We start from the raw sequence: 17,199 nt of genomic DNA, 5'->3' as shown, positions 1-17,199 counted from the left end.
AACACAAGATTAAAGTGAGTAACTTTAAGAGAAAATGCCGTTATGAAAAATTTCACTATGAAACTGGTATGGATGACAACAGTATATGTTTTCGTATTTGCGGCTTTGAACCAAACCAATGTCAATATCCGAATACTGTTGTTGATGCACAGTATAGGTTTTATTTTAATACCCTTTATGACTTATACTGTTTTGACTGATAATTACACCACCAATAAAACTTTTAAAGATTGGTATGAGGATCATCCTGTAGAAACTCTGGATGAAGACGAAGACAATTAAATTTTTAAGCCATTAAATCAAAAATCCCTTTACAGACTCTAGGCTTGTAAAGGGATTTATTCAATAGTCAGTTATATCTCATTATTGCCAACTTTCAATCATTTTTTGAACCTCAGCTTGACTGTGAATTCTTCCTGATTTTATATCATTCTCTGATTCAGCAATCATTTTGTCTTTTTTTAGTTGGACACTATATGCTTTTGCCATTTCATAGAACATCTTGATGAATTTTTCATCGCCTTCATTAATAAACTGATGCAGCTCTTGTTTTAATTCCAATGTACTCATGGCAATAGTTTTTTTATAGTCTTACAAATTTACAAATTCTATTTCAAAATTTTATATGCTACTGAATGAAAGTTAATTGTAGCTATTTGCAGAATTTTGAAATACCATTATTTATAACAACAAAAAGCTATAACTTTCATTGTTGTAGCTTATTAAAATTGTATTACTTTCTCTCCTTTGCGGCACAGATTACTTCGTCAATTCGTTATCGCTCGTGTGCAAATCTAATCTATCCGTTGAACGAGATATTTTATTATATACGAGCGATCAGGGGTTATTTTAAAGCCTATATTTTATTGGATTTGCAGCTCCTTTCTTTTTCGTATGTGCTAACGATTTATTTATGTATTTATCTCTAATTTCAGAAGATGCAATTCTACCGTTAAATCCCCATCGACTTTTTCTATTTTCAGGCATAGGAATTTCATACCATTCTAGAATTTCAAAAACTTCTATTACAATTCCAGTAAATTCTGAAAGTGCATATTTTGTCATTTTTCTTTGGTTTTCACTAATTACCCAAGCTTGTTTTGTTGATTCATAGATCTCTTGACTTGAGTTGCCTCTCGCATATTTTTTATTAATATTAATAATAATTACGGGATCTGTTAACTCAGTTAATGGTTGGGCATTATGAATTCTTATTATTTCATCTGAAGTCATTAACCCTTTTACATTTGAATGATGCCCCAAAACAATATTTGAAAACTCAAACCCAAATTTGTTTCCAAAATCAATCAAAGAAGCTTCAACTTCAAATGCCTCTTTCTCTGTTAAACCATGTCTAATAATGATATGTTCAACTTTCTGTCCGTTTTCGAAAATTTCTCTGATTATGTCCAATTTTAAATTTGAATAATCATCTTTAATCGCACAGTTTTGATGATTAAACACTCTATTCCCGATTCCTTTACCGATGTAGAAAGGTCTATTATCATTTGGATTAATTAACGTATAAACGTAATACCCAAGTTTATCACTTGTTATTTGGTCAAACATATATTTCTCAATAAAAAACTTAAAATATGCACATTATCTTGGTAATATAAACCTATTACCAAAATCCGTTGTAGTAGCTGTTAGTAATAGATCTTTATTCAGATGCTGATGATTCTAGTAATGTTAATCTAGCTTTTTCTCTTTTATTCCAATCAATTTTCATAAATGATCCGTAAGGACAAATTACCCCTTGCGCCGAAGTATCAAAATATAAATTTGAAATTTCGTTTAAACAATCAACAAATTCTTTTATATGTTTTGATTTACACCAACTTTTTCCTGCTACTTGAAATATAAAATCGATTACTTCTGCTGTATTGTTTAGTTGATCAAGACCAATCCAATATTCCTCATCTTCGCCACTATAAAATAAGATTGCTTCACTTTCTTTATCAAATATTACTTTGTCGTGGCGGTCAAATTCAAAATCAGTATTAGAAAAAACAGTATGTCTAAAATGCATGTTACGTAAAATCCGAAGAGATTCCTCAATGAGTTCTCTTTCAGGGCGAAGTTCTTCTTTAGTCTTAACTTTTTTAGAGTCGAGAATTTTAGTGAATTCCGTTTCTAAATCTGGCCACATTTTTTCAAAAACACGAATAAGAACTTCTTTCGATATTTTATTTTCAGCAAGTGTTTCGTTAATATCTTCTAATAATTTTAGAATATCTTTTTTTGTAGATTTTGTGTTTTGAAAAGAAGAAAGTGGACCAACTACATCCGTATCTTTTATATCAAAAAGTAAAGTACAAACTCGACCTGTTTCAATGTTTTTTGCTAAAGCTCCTGCTTCAAACATAATCCAAGGTGCAGTTCTATTTTCTTCTGTTAATATTATTATTCCAAATTCTGTATCGTTGAGAGATTTTGATAATTCACCATCCCAACGTTTTCCTTTTTTAATATCTGTCGACGAATAAAAAGGTTTTAATGATTGTATCACGGATGGAAGCCATACTTTAAGAATTTCGGCGACTTTTTTACTTTGATCTCCTGACCAACTTAAAAAAATATTCATAATTATCTTTTCTTTTAATTTTACTACTAACTATTTATTGTATATGTGTTATAAAATCATTCCAATCTACTCAATTAGAATTGGCTTTATGTGATTGCATTAACACTTATTTCTCCAAACATAATCATACTATTTTTCCTAAACAAAAAAAATACTATAAAAAACCAACAAATCCGTTAACAGACAACAAATACTACAAAAAAAGCCCAAGAATCTAATCTTGAGCTTTTAGCATCTATTCTAACAAAAAAACCACTCAATTTGAGTGGTTTTCCTTTTTATTTTTCTCTAATATAAATATCAATTGGCACTCCTTCAAAGTCCCAATTCTCTCTGATTTTATTTTCTAAATAACGTTTGTAGGGCTCTTTAACATACTGTGGCAAGTTGGCAAAAAACACAAACTGAGGCGTTGGCGATGGCAATTGCATGCAATATTTAATTTTCACATACTTTCCTTTAGTTGCCGGCGGCGGATAAGCTTCAATCACTTTCAACATAAATTCGTTGAATTTTGAAGTTGGAATTCTTTGGGTTCTGTTTTCAAACACCTGAACAGAAGCTTCCAACGCTTTCAACAAACGTTGTTTGGTCAAAGCGGAAACGAACAAAATAGGCACATCAGTAAACGGCAACAATTCTTTCTTGATTTTCTCAGCATAATCCCGGGTTGACATCGTATCTTTTTCAATCAAATCCCATTTGTTTACCAAAATCACCACTCCTTTTCGGTTTTTAACAGCCAACCAAAAAATATTCTGATCCTGACTTTCAAATCCACGCGTTGCATCAATCACCAAGATACAAATATCAGCATGTTCAATGGCACGTACCGAACGCATTACCGAATAAAATTCTAAATCTTCCTTAACCTTTGCTTTACGACGAATTCCGGCAGTATCTACTAAGTTGAATTCGAAACCAAAACGGTCAAATTTTGTATCAATCGCATCGCGGGTAGTTCCGGCAATGTCCGTTACCATAAATCGGTCTTTACCAATTAAGGCATTGATAAAACTTGATTTCCCGGCATTAGGTCGTCCCACAACAGCAAAACGAGGCAAAGCTTTTTCTTCTATAACCACTTCCGGTTTATCTGGAAATGCTTCAATCAAAGCATCCAATAAATCTCCGGTTCCACTTCCTGAAATACTCGCAAAAGTGTAATAATCACCTAAACCAAGGTTGTAAAATTCTACAGCGTCTTTTTCACGCATCGCGTTATCTACCTTGTTTACGGCTAATAAAACCGGCTTAGTTACTTTACGCAACAACTTCGCTACCGTTTCATCCATTGGTGTAATCCCTTCTTCAACATCCACCACAAAAATGATTACATCAGCTTCGTCGATAGCTAACTCAACCTGTTTACGAATTTCTCCTTCAAAAACGTCTTCCGAACCACGTACATAACCTCCCGTATCAATCACCGAAAATTCTTTTCCGTTCCACTCACTTTTTCCGTAGTTTCTGTCGCGGGTAACCCCCGAAACCGAATCTACAATTGCTTCTCTTCTTTGTATTAATCGGTTAAAAAGGGTCGATTTCCCTACGTTTGGTCTTCCTACAATGGCAACAATGTTGTTCATTTCTTTATTTTTTAGTCCCGATAACTATCGGGATCAGATTTTAGATTTCGCTTCTTGACTAAATAACAATACATTATCAATCAAAAATGCATTTTTTAAATTTTTCGCAAAGGTAGTCAAAAAAGTGGCTAAGTCACTAAGATACTAAGTTGCAAAGTTTTTATTATTTTCAGGAGCTATTTCCAGCTGTCCACTCTATCTTTTATGTTTTAAAGAAAAACATAAAAGGATGCCGTTCCCATCTGGGCTAGAGATTTCTACATTAAAGATCATTCGATTAAACAAATCACCAAATAACCCAATCAACTATTTTTGATTGTACCCAAAGCGTTTCAGCATATTAGCGTTACTTCTCCAATTTTTATTTACCTTCACATACATCTCTATATGAATTTGTTTACCAAAGAATTTCTCTAAATCTTCACGCGCTTCGACTCCTACTTTTTTAAGAGCTGCTCCTTTGTGTCCAATGATAATTCCTTTTTGTGTATCGCGTTCCACCATAATTACCGAACGGATTCGGATAATATTGTCGGTTTCAATAAATTCTTCCGTTACAATTTCAACCGCATACGGAATCTCCTTGCTGTAATTCAATAAGATTTTTTCACGAATGATTTCATTCACAAAGAAACGCTCCGGTTTATCCGTCAATTGGTCTTTAGGATAATAAGGCGGAGAATCCGGTAACAATGAAATAATTCTTTGAAAAACTTCCGGTACATTGAAATTCTGCAAAGCCGAAATTGGATAAATCTCCGCATTAGGTACTTTTTCTTTCCAAAAAGCCATTTGCTCTTCTAATTGTTCCTGATTCGAATTGTCAATTTTGTTCAACAACAACAAAACCGGAATTTTCGAATGAATGATTTTGTTAAAGAAAGCTTCGTCTTTTAATTCCTGCTCCCCTATTTCGACCATATAAATCAACACATCGGCATCTTCAAAAGCCGATTTTACAAAATCCATCATCGATTCCTGCATTTCATATGCCGGTTTGATAATTCCGGGAGTATCCGAAAGCACCATTTGAAAATCCTCTCCATTGACAATCCCCAAAATTCTATGACGGGTAGTTTGCGCTTTAGAAGTAATAATAGACAATCGTTCTCCCACAAATGCATTCATCAAAGTTGATTTCCCAACGTTTGGATTCCCTATAATATTTACAAAACCTGCTTTGTGTGTCATTTTCATTATTTTTTATGCTGCAAAGGTAGTCATATCAAGCCAATAGTTGAAATAAAAACATTTTTTAAAATTACTCATTGGATATGTCGAATTTATTTGTATCTTTGCACCCGAAACATCGCGGGATAGAGCAGTAGGCAGCTCGTCGGGCTCATAACCCGAAGGTCACAGGTTCGAGTCCTGTTCCCGCTACTAAGGTAGCCTTATTGAGATTACAAAACGCACATCGCGGGATAGAGCAGTAGGCAGCTCGTCGGGCTCATAACCCGAAGGTCACAGGTTCGAGTCCTGTTCCCGCTACTGAGAAAAGCTTCACAGCAATGTGAGGCTTTTTTTTGTTACTACACTTTTCTTTTTTTAAAACAAAGTTTTTCAACAATTTAAAAAACTCAAATACCAAAAGAATACCCCTTTATTTAAAAAAAGAAAAATTACCTCACCAAAAGTATAGATACCTTGGTGGGTAATTTTTCAAAAACCAAACTAATTTGAACACACTAATTTTTAATATCCATTTGAGCCAAACTCTTGTGCATTACCAATTGCATCTAAGAATGCCTGAGGAATAGGCCTCACTATATTTTTACCATCAACAAATCCGGTGATGTCAGGGTTGGTAACATTTAAATAAGCATTATTTAATTTACCAAAACGTTTCAAATCTTCCCAACGCACTTGTTCTCCAGCTAATTCACGAGCTCTTTCTTTTAAAATAAAATCTAAAGTAACTGCACTTGGAGCAACCACCATTTCATTTTCACGGCTTGTAACTGCCGCACGCTTACGAAGCGTATTTAAATAAGTCGCTGCAGTCGTTTGGTCATTATTTTCACGAAGCGCTGCCTCAGCCGCAATTAAATAAACATCTCCTAAACGAAGAATTGGCACATCCCCTAACCATCTTTGATTGTTATAAATCCATTGAATAGAAGAGAATTTTCTAAAAGAAGGATAACAATCTTTATAAGCACTTCCTAAAGTTCCACTTGCAGCTGTAACCCATTTATTATTCGTTTCAAATTGCTCTTTTGGCGTTACAACCAAAAATGGCAAATCCTTTTTCTCAGCATCCGTCATTTCATAATTTGGAGTAAATACTGAAATTCCATCCAGATAACCATCCATATCATTATCCACCATATTTACATTTCCAGATGCATTTACACCATAAAAGTTTGTTCTTCCATCATAAAACACCTGACCCGCAGTATAAGTTCCAGCCGTATTTTTAATTACATGCCCCACCAAAGACTGGTTTTTACCATATTTAGTAACCATATTTTGTGTAATGGTATAATCAGCCCATCTGGAATTATAATATTCTGTGAAGAACGTTTCTTCAAAACGGGTATCGGCAGGATTTTTTACCGGTTCAAAAACTTCAGTTAAAAGATATTTTGTCGGTTTCAAACCTCTGTCATTTGCTCTACCGTACCAGGCACAGTTTTTTTCCGTAGTTCCCCATTCGGCACCGATGGTTTTTAAATCCATTAAATAATATTGACGGGTACGACCACGGTTACTTGATTCCGGATTTAAGAAGTTAACCTCATCATTAGATTCTAAAAACAAAAACTCTTTATTGTTTTTATTATTTGATCCATCCCATAATTGTTTGTAGCCAGACTCAGTTGCTGTACTAGTCCAAAGTCCACATCCATAAGAAGACTGATTATCAATCAATTCCTTAGCTGTCGCTAAAGCTTTTCCAGCATACAAAGCCTCATCTCCTAAACGGGTTCTTTGCAAATAAGCTTTAGCTAACATTCCCAACGCTGCTTTTTTAGAAGCCCGCCCTTTTTCCGCACCCTGACTAACCGGAAGATGAGCGGCTGCAAATTCCAAATCACTCAAAATCAATTCATAGATTTTTTCTTCACTACTACGAACCGGGAAATTCTCCGCTTCGGTATTTACTGTAGAAGGCAAAGTACGCAATACAACTGCTCCATATTGTTCAACCAATTGCAAATAACTCCAACCTCTTAAAAAATGAGCCTCTGCTACTTTAGCTTCTCTTTCCGCCTGAGTATAACCCACAACTTTGTCAACATAATAAATAGCTAAATTAGCATAATTAATTGTCGCATAGAATCCTTGCCAAAACACCTGATTTTGCCCTTGCGTTGTTGACAAATCACTTCCGTATTTAACAAAACCAGCCAAATACGATTCTGCCCACCATAAATCGGTTCCCATTTCCTGAGGACCAATTCCGTCTAATTTCCCATAGAAATAATACAAAGCATCATATCCATAATTAACTAAACTTTCAAAACCTTCCGGCGACTGATATGCAATTTCAGTATCGGCTGTTGAATAATTGGTTTCATCCAAATTACAAGCTACCGCAAAAAACACTAAAACAATGGCTAGTGCTGTATTTTTTATATTCAATATTTTTTTCATCTGTAAAAATTTAAAATGATAGATTTAAACCAAAAACCAACTGTTTGTACAATGGGAAAGAATCCGAAGCCTGAGTTTCAGGATCAATTCCTTTAAGCAAATGACTTTTGGCAAAAACAAACGAATTATAAACCGTCCCATAAACTCTAAAGTTTGTCGCACCAATAGCTTTAGTAACACTTTCCGGCATTCTGTATCCTAATGTGATATTTTTAATCTTAACAAAAGATCCATCTACATAATTAAGCCCTGCTACAGAAGGAGAAGTTGTAGTTCGAGCAGCTGCGTATGGTCTTGGAAAATCATTCGTAGGATTAGTTGGTGTCCAATAATTATAATTATCCAAAATATTTACTCTACCATAACCAAAATAACCTAACAACTGACCATCAATCATTTGTCCCCAACGTGCTGTAGCAAATACACTTAAATCGAAATTTTTATATTTAAATGTATTTAACAAACCTCCGGTCCAGGAAGGTGCAGCATGTCCTAAAATTTTTCTATCCTTAGCCAGACTAATTGCATATTTATTAGTCGCAGTATACTCTACTTCATTACCGGAACTATCTAATCCTACCCAAACACCATCAGCTTTTTTAGTCAAATCGGTTTGAATTTTCACATCTCCCGGTTGCAAACCAAAAACAGCGGCATCAGCCTCTTCTCCTAACTGCCAAATTCCAACTTTCTTATAATCATAAAAAACATCTTTAGGAGAACCAACAAATAATCCTAATGAAATCAAATCATCCAAATTCACATTTGGCCCTAAATTAACTGCTTTAACCTGTTCTTTATTTCTGGCAAAAGTTAAAGTGGAACTCCACTGAAAATCTCCTTTTTTAACATTTACTGTATTCAAAGTTAACTCCACCCCTTTATTATTCATCTTGGCAATATTACCATTTTGCACATATAATTGTTTTGGACTAAAACTTCCAAGAGTTGAAGGCAGAGATCTCGAATAAATAACATCTTTTGTATCTGTATTATAAAACTCTAAAGATCCGTTAATGCGATTATTCATGAATCCAAAATCCAATCCTATATTAGCATTGTATGATTTTTCCCAACCCAAAAGATCATTCCCCACTACTCGTGTAGGTACTGAAGTCAACACTTGTCCTCCTCCCAGGTTCAAAACATCATTTCCATTAGTTGTCTCTGATTTAGTAGCATACGCATTTATATTTGAGTTACCCGAAACCCCATAACCTACACGTAATTTCAACTCATTTAACCAATTAACATTAGTCATAAAATTTTCATCCGAAATTCTCCAGGCAAAAGCTCCGGCAGGAAATACATCCCACTTTTGAGCCAATTGCGATACTCCGTCATATCTAACAGATCCCGTTAAAAAATACCTGTCTTTAAAACTATAATTTAGTCTTCCTGCAAAAGACAAACGCTTAAGCTCACTAAAATCACTACTCACCTGTTTATTAACTCCGGCATCTAAATTATAAAACGAAAAACCGTCATAAAGAAAGCCCTCACTATAAGCAAACGAAGATTCACTTTGACTATTAAAATAAGAAGTAATCAAAGTAGTTTCTAACTTATGATCTTCACCAATATGTAACTTATGATTCAAAATATTTTCCCAATAATAGGTGTAATTCAAAGAAGTATTATACTGCGCATTTCTAATGGCATTTTCACTACCGGTTAACATTAAATAAGTATGGTCACTATTAAAAATTCCGTTACGACTATTGGAAACAGAAATTCCTAAAATTGATTTAAAGCTTAAATCTTTAGCTAAATTAAATTCAGCATAAGGGTTAGCTGTTACATTAATTGACTTTGTATTATTAGACAAAGTTCCCGGAATATTATTAGCAAGTACACTTACAATTCCCGGCTCTCCTTCAACAGGAAATTGATTAATGTTCCCATTTTCATCATACACATCTCCAAGCGGAACCATTCCAAATGCTTTGTTTACACGGCTTCTGTTATTATTTTGATCTCTAAAAATAATCCCTGAAGTCAATCCAAATTTAGCCCATTTAGCCGCCTGAATACTCAAGTCGCTTCGCATTGTGTAAACGTTTACATTGTCGCCCTGATAAACACCTTCCGTTCTATTACGCCCTAAAGACAAGCTCGCTTTGACTTTTTCATTTCCACCACGAATAGACAAAGTATTATTTGTCTGAATTCCTGTTTGAAAGGTTTTATCTACCCAATTCACATATTTACCATTATCTAAATAAGGATTCAAACGTGTGGTTGATAAATTCCATCCTCCTAACAAAGCATCTCTGTTAGCTGAAGGAGTTCCATAGGTAGCCTGATAACCTTCTTCCAAATACTTTAACCATGAATCTCCTTGTAAAGCACTAGGAAAAGACGGATTACTATTAACACTTACATAAGAATCAAAATCTATTTGAACTCTACCTTCTTTGGCCGTTTTTGTGGTAATAATAATAACCCCATTGGCACCTGCCGAACCATAAATAGCAGTTGAGGAAGCATCTTTCAAGACATCAATAGAAGCAATATCATTTGGATTCAAATTATTAATATTTCCCTGAATTCCGTCAATAATATAAATCGGTTCGCTACTAGCCGTCAAAGAACGATTTCCTCTTAATAAGATATTAACTTTTCCACTGGTATTTCCGGCATTACGGGAAATATCCAATCCTGCTACACGTCCCTGAATGGCCTCTATAGGACTTGTAACTGGTGCCATTTTAATATCATCTCCTTTTACTGAAGAAACAGCTCCGGTTAAATCGCGTTTTTTAACAGTACCATACCCAATTACCACTACATCTTCTAATTGAGATATATTTTCTTTCAAAATAATGTTAATAGTAGTCGATTTTACCACTGTAACTTCCTGAGGAACATAGCCTACAAAAGAGAAAACTAAAACATTATTTCCTTTTAGTGTAATAGTGTAATTCCCGTCAAAATCGGTTTGAGTATAGGTATTCGTCCCTTTTATCATAACATTTACACCCGGAATAGGCATATTGTTAGCGTCTTTTACAACTCCATTTATTTGGATTTCCTGTTGTATGAATTTATTATTTGTAGATATTTCATTCCTTTTGATAACAATAGTATTATTATCAGACAGCTCAAAATCAAGGTTATTCAACGCCAGACTCTGATTTAATAGATTGCTGAGATCAATTTCTCCTTTTAATAATTGAATTTTCGGAGCTCCAACAAAAATATCTGCCGGATACAAAAAGTGGTAATGCGTTTGGTTTTTAATAATCTTAAAAACCTCATCTACAGTTACTTTTTTATTTGCCTCTATAACTATCTTTTCCTGCGAAAAAGTAGTAATGGGCGAAAATCCAAATGCCGTCGAGCACAATAATAGGATAAATGTTCTCATAATGATTTTTAAAAATCGTCTCCTGTGATGGAAAGCGGGGTTAGTAAACTTAATTTCCATAAATTTGCAATGTGTTGGTTATTTATTAATTAATACTCTGGTAGAGAGGACGAAGTATGAGACGGCCAAATTTCAAAACTTCGTTCCTCTTTTACTTTAAAACAATGGTTTTATCTTTTATTTCATAATCTTTTATATTTCCAAATTCCTTAAGTGTATTTAAAATCTCTTCGATTTTTTGATTTCTCCCTAAAACCCCCACAAATTCCTTTTTCTCTATTTCGGGTTTGGTAAAAATTACCTTAAAATCATACCAGCGGGACAAAACAGTCATAATCTCTTTCAAAGACTTTCTCTCAAAACTAAAGACACCTCTTTTCCATGAAACCTCATTGCTCACATCAGTTTGATGAAAAGTCAAAGCCTGCGACTTAACATCACAAATTAATTGCTGACCCGGCACCATTTTTTCAACATTCCCAGCCGAAGTCACCATCACTTTTCCTTCTACCAATGTGGTGTAAATAGCCGTTTCGTCTTTATATGCTTTGATATTAAACTGGGTTCCTAAAACTTCAACAACTTGTTTTTTAGTAAAAACTTTAAAATGAGAACCGTTGTTTTGAGTACTTGGCGACACATCAAAATAAGCTTCACCATAAACTAATTCAACTACTCTGGTTTTACCTTCTATAAAACTTGTTGGAAATTTCAATTGTGATTCGGAATTTAACCAAACCTGAGTTCCGTCGGATAATTTAAGATAATACTGCCCTCCTCTGGGCACAGTTAAATAGTTATAAGTTACTTTACCCAAAGCAACTCCTGATTCTTTGTATAACAATTCCTTACCTGTACTGTTTAGGTTTCTATCCTCATAGGTTTTTCCATTTCCCAAAATAACATTGGTACCATCTTCTAACGTCAAAGTAGCTTTATCCGTTCCTATTTCAATTTTATGGGAATTTGCTACAGGAAGCACATCCTGTTTTTGCAATTTAAAAATTGTCGTAAAAGTGACAAACAATACCAGAGATGCAGCCACAGCATATTTAAAGAAAGGTTTACTGTAAAATGGAATAACTTTAACCGGCTTTTGATTTTCAAAATGCAATCCTAATCGGATTTTTTCATGGATTCGTTCTTTCACTTCTTCTTTTGAACCCAAATAATCCGGCCAGTTTTCAATTTCCTGATTATTTAAAAAGAAGCGCAATAGCTTATCAAACTCATTTTTGGTTATCGAACCATCCAAAAGTTTCGCTACTAATTCCGAAATATATTGTTGTGGATTTACCTTCATGGATCCGTTTTTTTATGTGCCTATATAACTAAGTCTCCAAAAAAACGTTTCACACCTGCTCAATTAGTAAAAAAATTTACTTTTTTTTCACATATCCTTTTTTTTATCTTAAAAAAAAGTAAATAAACTCAATACTGACCGCTACTCCGAGGGATTCTTTTAAAATTTTTAGTGCTTTAGAAATATGCCCTTCAACGGTGCGTTGCGAAATATTTAACTGCTCAGCAATTTCTTTATTAGTTAACATGTTTTCTCTACTGAGCTTATAAACTTCTTTGCATTTATCCGGCAAAGTTTCAATAACAGCATCTAAATGACCTATTAATTCCTGATGCATTAATCGGGTTTCCGGATTAGAAGTTTCAATTTTATTCTCAAAATCATCAAACAACTCATCCGTTGCCATTTTCTTATTTTTATTAAAATGGTCATACACCTTATACACCGTACTGGTATATAAATAACTTTTTAAGGACGCTTTTATCTGCAACTTTTCCCTTCTTTGCCATAAGGAAATAAAGACTTCCTGAACAATATCCTCGCATACCGACTGGTCTTTAACAAGATTGTAGGCTGCCAAATACATCACCTCCCAATACTTATTATAGATTTTTGTCAAAGCCTCTTCTTCACTATTCTTAAGTCTCTCAACAAGCTCCCAATCAATATATTCCTTTTCTGAAGTCATTAAAATACACTTAGTGTTATGTGGTTCGTTGGTTTCAATCAAAAATAAATAATTGATTTTAGAATATCTTAAAATTTTAACAGAATTATTTATTATCTAAAAAATACATTCCTTAACCAAAAACCAAAAATATGATTTCTAAAAAAATCCGCTGTCAACCAAGCTATTTTTTCTTTGTACTCAATCCTATCAAAGCGTAGAAATTCTTGTCATTAGTAACAAATAATACACTATTTTCGTAATCACTTTATAAAACCAATAAAAAATGACCTATATCCCGGCAGCCAACCGATACGAAAACATGAAATACCGCCGTTGCGGCAACTCAGGACTGAAACTTTCTGCTTTTTCTTTGGGGCTTTGGCACAACTTCGGCTACAACAGTAATTTTGAAAACAGCCGCAATTTAATCAAAACCGCTTTTGATAACGGCATCACCCATTTTGATTTGGCCAACAATTATGGACCGCCTCCGGGGTCAGCGGAAGAATGCATGGGAAGAATTTTAAAATTAGATTTTAAAAACTACCGAGACGAAATGATTATTTCCTCCAAAGCGGGTTACACCATGTGGGACGGACCTTATGGCGATTGGGGTTCTAAGAAATACTTGGTTTCCAGTCTGGATCAAAGTTTGAAAAGAATGGATTTAGACTACGTGGATATTTTTTACCACCACCGTCCGGATCCGGAAACTCCATTAGAAGAAACTATGGCTGCATTGAATTTAATTGTGCAGCAAGGAAAAGCTTTGTATGTAGGAATTTCCAATTACCGTCCGGCAGAAGCCGCAAAAGCCATTCAATTATTAAAAGAAATGGGAACGCCGTGCCTGATTCACCAACCAAAATATTCGATGTTTGAGCGTTGGGTTGAAGACGGACTTTTGGATTTGCTAGGCAAAGAACAAGTGGGTTGTATTCCGTTTTCGCCTTTGGCACAGGGATTATTAACCGACAAATATTTGAACGGCATTCCCGCCGATTCCAGAGTAGCCACCAGCGGACAATTCCTGAAAGCCGACCATATTACCCCTGAACGAATTGAAAAAATTGTTGCCCTCAATAAAATTGCACAGCAAAGAGGACAAAAATTAGCTCAAATGGCACTCGCCTGGCTCTTGCGCGACGAGCGAATCACCTCTGTCTTAATTGGTTCCAGCAAACCGGAACAAATTACCGATTCTATCAAAGCCCTGGATAACATTATTTTCAGCAAAGAAGAACTGGATACCATCAATCAAATTTTAAAATAAAAAAACGAGCCATAAACAATCTTTATGGCTCGTTTTCTTTTTGTAGCTGCAAAAAAACTAGTATTTATCCAGTTCATTTTCGATAATATCATAAAACCGATGTGTCCTTTCTAAGGTTGGTACACCACTGGCTAATACAATTTCATCAAAAATCCGCAATCCCGACTCTTCTTCAATGAACAGCTCAAAGTGGCTTTCCATATCTTCCCAACCAAAACTAAATTTTTTCTCGCTTGCAATTTTACACAAATAGGAAGAGCGTGTTTGCAAGTCTTCTTCTGTTATAGTAACTGACTCATCCATAGTGATTTATTTTTTTTAAAGCATTTCAAATATATGAAATTTTACAACAAAATAAAACACAAAGAAACTCATTTTCAATAAGTTAAAAACACTTTCTAAGTAAACTGATAGTTGCCGGATTATGACAGCCTAAATCTTCTAAAAAAACAGCTTCGCTAAGGAAATTATTAGACCATAATCAAGGCATGGACTATCTACGGGGTATGTATGGGATATGTACGGGATATGTACGGGATATCCCCTAGTGAAAAAATGGCTCAAAACGAGCAAAAAAAACAAGAAACTTCATACAGTATATTTTTAATTCCTTTTTTGTTTTTAAAGACTTTTATGAACTGAGTGTAGAGGGTATGAATACGAAGGAGACTTCACATAGCCGTCCTATTTAAAATTATCCTTTTTTTCTTATTGAAATTGAAATCCCTTATCTTTAAATCATTAAATCAATTCATTATGAAATGGTCCGCCAAAATTATCAAACACAATAGAGAAAATAGAATTGCAGTTTATTTTCAAAAGAATACTGATTTAATTGCACGCATTAAAAAAATTGACGGTGCCAGATGGAGTCAGACACTTATGGCCTGGCATATTCCGGATACCGAAGAAAACAGAATCCGTTTTAAAATAATACCATTATCACATACCATTCCTTCGGAAGAAGCAATAGTACAAATAGAAAAATTCCAACAATGGATGCGTTCCAAACGTTATAGCGAAAGCACTATTACTACCTATTGCGAGGCTTTAAAATCATTTTTAGTATTTTATAGAGAAAAACCAATTTCTGAAATTACAAACGAAGATGTGATTATCTATAATAACGATTATATTTTGAAAAATAATCTTTCAGCTTCCTATCAAAATCAAATAACTAATGCAATCAAACTTTATTTTAAAACTATTCAAGATACGAAAATTGAAGTTGATAAAATACACCGACCAAAACGAGCTAAAGTTTTACCAAACGTTCTGAGCAAAGAAGAAATAAAATTGATTTTGAATGCCCACAGCAACATCAAACACAAAACGATGCTTTCGCTGATTTATAGTTGCGGTTTGCGCTGCGGCGAATTATTGGCACTCGAACCCGTTCATATCGACTCCAAAAGAAACCTAGTTTTACTCAAAAACGCCAAAGGAAAAAAAGACCGCATTGCTCCATTATCGCCAAAAATTTTAGAAATGTTACGAGAATACTATAAAGTACACCAACCTACAACATACTTATTTGAAGGACAAATAAAGGGACAACCTTATGACGCCAGAAGTTTGCAACTCATATTGAAACAAGCCTTACAAAAAACAGGAATTACAAAACCTGCGACATTGCATTGGTTGCGACACAGTTTTGCGACACATTTATTAGAAAGTGGAACCGATTTGAGATACATTCAAGAATTATTAGGACATAATAGCAGCAAAACCACTGAAACCGAAGTATGAGGTTCATGAACACCTATAAAAAACCATTAAAAAGTGAATAAATATACACACACGTAAGTACCAAAAGCATTCAGCAAATAAAAAGTCCTTTTGATGATTTGTAAGAAAAAATTAATACATTTGAAAAACAAAAAAGCGAAACAAACCTTCGCATATACACCCAAAATTGGGTAGATTGGCGAAGGTTTGTTTCGCCTATATACAAGTTATAGGGCATTTTAAAAAGACGACAACGTGACAAGGACAACCAAAATATTAAATATTATTTACGGCTTGACAGTTGTGTTATTCCTATTTGACAGCTTGACAAGTTTCGACATTAAGAGTCAAGGTTTAAAGTCTTTCGTTTACATTGGACTTTTAATAGGAACTCCTTTGACTTTGATTTGGAACGCTGTTACAATTAAGCCAAGAAATCGAAAAATCAATTGGACTATTTTACCAACAGCAATTCTGATATTTATTTTAATTGTCGGACCTATGAAGCTTTACTTTTCAACGGGGGCTTGGCGGACACAGACAATTTTATATCAAAATGGACACTTATCTTTTAAGACTATTGAGTTTCAAATGCAAGATGTTGGAGCTTTCGGTTATAACAAGCGGACAGTTGAAGTTTTCTATTTGACACCGCTTTTTATGATTACAAGCGAAGTTCCGACCGACATTGAAAAAAAAGTAGAATGGATTAAAGTTGACAAAGAAGTAAACGAACTTGGGCTTAAATTTCCATAGACAATGAAAAGAAAAACGCCCTATAATCGAGTAGACGGCTCTGCCAGTAACTGACAGAGTGCGCCTCTCACACCACCGTACGTACGGGTCACGTATACGGCGGTTCGTAAAATGATGGATTAAGTTCGATATAAACATCCGTTAAGGATTGATAACCACGTTGTTTCAGGCGTTTCAAAGTAATGGTAGTACTCAAAATGGGACTTTGTGCAATTGCCCAACCACCTTTACGGGTGCGACTAAATGCGTAGGCATGGTCTGGGTCTACTCCCAATCGAATCAGGTTTTTCCTTTTCCGTTCGGGTTTTTTCCAATCATGCCAA

Annotated in this window: 14 protein-coding genes, 2 tRNA genes and 1 pseudogene; 6 read left to right on the top strand and 11 right to left on the bottom strand. The window is 34.5% G+C overall.

From position 1 onward, the window contains the following. The first annotated feature begins 42 nt into the window (after nt 1-42). Nucleotides 43-282, top strand: a complete 240-nt coding sequence (locus B6A10_RS12985; RefSeq protein WP_188221206.1) for a hypothetical protein — start codon at nt 43-45, stop codon at nt 280-282. Between the two features lie 81 nt (nt 283-363). Here the strand turns inward: B6A10_RS12985 and B6A10_RS12980 are convergent, their stop codons facing one another. The 5 genes from B6A10_RS12980 to era all read right to left on the bottom strand — a co-directional run bounded on the left by B6A10_RS12980 (nt 364) and on the right by era (nt 5,367). Further along, nucleotides 364-570, bottom strand: a complete 207-nt coding sequence (locus tag B6A10_RS12980) for a hypothetical protein (protein ID WP_188221205.1) — start codon at nt 568-570, stop codon at nt 364-366. Nucleotides 571-849: 279 nt separating this feature from the next. After that, entirely contained in the window at nt 850-1,569 is a 720-nt protein-coding gene (locus B6A10_RS12975) for an LEM-3-like GIY-YIG domain-containing protein (RefSeq protein WP_188221204.1), read from the bottom strand. Between the two features lie 94 nt (nt 1,570-1,663). Further along, the gene (locus B6A10_RS12970; RefSeq protein ID WP_188221203.1) at nt 1,664-2,587 is read right to left on the bottom strand and encodes a hypothetical protein; all 924 of its coding nucleotides are present in this window, start codon (nt 2,585-2,587) and stop codon (nt 1,664-1,666) included. A gap of 278 nt (nt 2,588-2,865) precedes the next feature. Beyond that, a complete protein-coding gene (gene der, locus B6A10_RS12965; RefSeq protein ID WP_188221202.1) occupies nt 2,866-4,176 on the bottom strand; it encodes a ribosome biogenesis GTPase Der in 1,311 nt (436 codons plus the stop codon). Between the two features lie 306 nt (nt 4,177-4,482). Next, complete coding sequence (era, locus tag B6A10_RS12960; RefSeq protein ID WP_188221201.1) at nt 4,483-5,367, bottom strand: GTPase Era; 885 nt, start codon at nt 5,365-5,367, stop codon at nt 4,483-4,485. A 119-nt stretch (nt 5,368-5,486) separates the two neighbouring features. On the opposite strand from era, the gene B6A10_RS12955 reads away from it, so the two are divergent. Beyond that, nucleotides 5,487-5,559: transfer RNA gene (locus B6A10_RS12955), tRNA-Met, on the top strand. Nucleotides 5,560-5,594: 35 nt separating this feature from the next. Further along, nucleotides 5,595-5,667: transfer RNA gene (locus tag B6A10_RS12950), tRNA-Met, on the top strand. Nucleotides 5,668-5,871: 204 nt separating this feature from the next. Here B6A10_RS12950 and B6A10_RS12945 read toward each other — a convergent pair. From B6A10_RS12945 to B6A10_RS12930, 4 genes are all read right to left on the bottom strand, one after another. Further along, entirely contained in the window at nt 5,872-7,776 is a 1,905-nt protein-coding gene (locus B6A10_RS12945; RefSeq protein WP_188221200.1) for a RagB/SusD family nutrient uptake outer membrane protein, read from the bottom strand. Nucleotides 7,777-7,786: 10 nt separating this feature from the next. Beyond that, nucleotides 7,787-11,146, bottom strand: coding sequence for a SusC/RagA family TonB-linked outer membrane protein (locus tag B6A10_RS12940; protein WP_188221199.1), 3,360 nt, complete (start codon nt 11,144-11,146; stop codon nt 7,787-7,789). A gap of 151 nt (nt 11,147-11,297) precedes the next feature. Beyond that, a complete protein-coding gene (locus tag B6A10_RS12935; protein WP_188221198.1) occupies nt 11,298-12,449 on the bottom strand; it encodes a FecR family protein in 1,152 nt (383 codons plus the stop codon). Nucleotides 12,450-12,552: 103 nt separating this feature from the next. After that, complete coding sequence (locus B6A10_RS12930) at nt 12,553-13,137, bottom strand: RNA polymerase sigma factor (RefSeq protein WP_188221197.1); 585 nt, start codon at nt 13,135-13,137, stop codon at nt 12,553-12,555. A gap of 265 nt (nt 13,138-13,402) precedes the next feature. Between B6A10_RS12930 and mgrA the strand changes: the two genes are divergently transcribed. Further along, nucleotides 13,403-14,392 (top strand): L-glyceraldehyde 3-phosphate reductase, encoded by a 990-nt coding sequence (gene mgrA, locus B6A10_RS12925; RefSeq protein WP_188221196.1) that lies wholly within the window; start codon nt 13,403-13,405, stop codon nt 14,390-14,392. Between the two features lie 57 nt (nt 14,393-14,449). On the opposite strand, the gene B6A10_RS12920 is transcribed toward mgrA, so the two are convergent. Beyond that, nucleotides 14,450-14,695, bottom strand: a complete 246-nt coding sequence (locus B6A10_RS12920) for a hypothetical protein (protein WP_188221195.1) — start codon at nt 14,693-14,695, stop codon at nt 14,450-14,452. A 453-nt stretch (nt 14,696-15,148) separates the two neighbouring features. Between B6A10_RS12920 and B6A10_RS12915 the strand changes: the two genes are divergently transcribed. Then, on the top strand, nt 15,149-16,141 hold the full coding sequence (locus B6A10_RS12915) for a tyrosine-type recombinase/integrase (RefSeq protein WP_202986220.1): 993 nt from the start codon (nt 15,149-15,151) through the stop codon (nt 16,139-16,141). A gap of 234 nt (nt 16,142-16,375) precedes the next feature. After that, nucleotides 16,376-16,876 (top strand): hypothetical protein, encoded by a 501-nt coding sequence (locus tag B6A10_RS12910; RefSeq protein ID WP_188221194.1) that lies wholly within the window; start codon nt 16,376-16,378, stop codon nt 16,874-16,876. 88 nt (nt 16,877-16,964) lie between these two features. On the opposite strand, the pseudogene B6A10_RS12905 reads toward B6A10_RS12910, so the two are convergent. After that, nucleotides 16,965-17,199 (bottom strand): annotated as a pseudogene (locus B6A10_RS12905) (group II intron reverse transcriptase/maturase); the annotation flags it as partial.

It is taken from the genome of Flavobacterium pokkalii, from assembly GCF_014596575.1.
GTDB lineage: Bacteria > Bacteroidota > Bacteroidia > Flavobacteriales > Flavobacteriaceae > Flavobacterium > Flavobacterium pokkalii.
The sequence above is the reverse complement of the archived record's forward strand: the minus strand, read 5'-3'. Positions and strand labels throughout refer to the sequence as shown.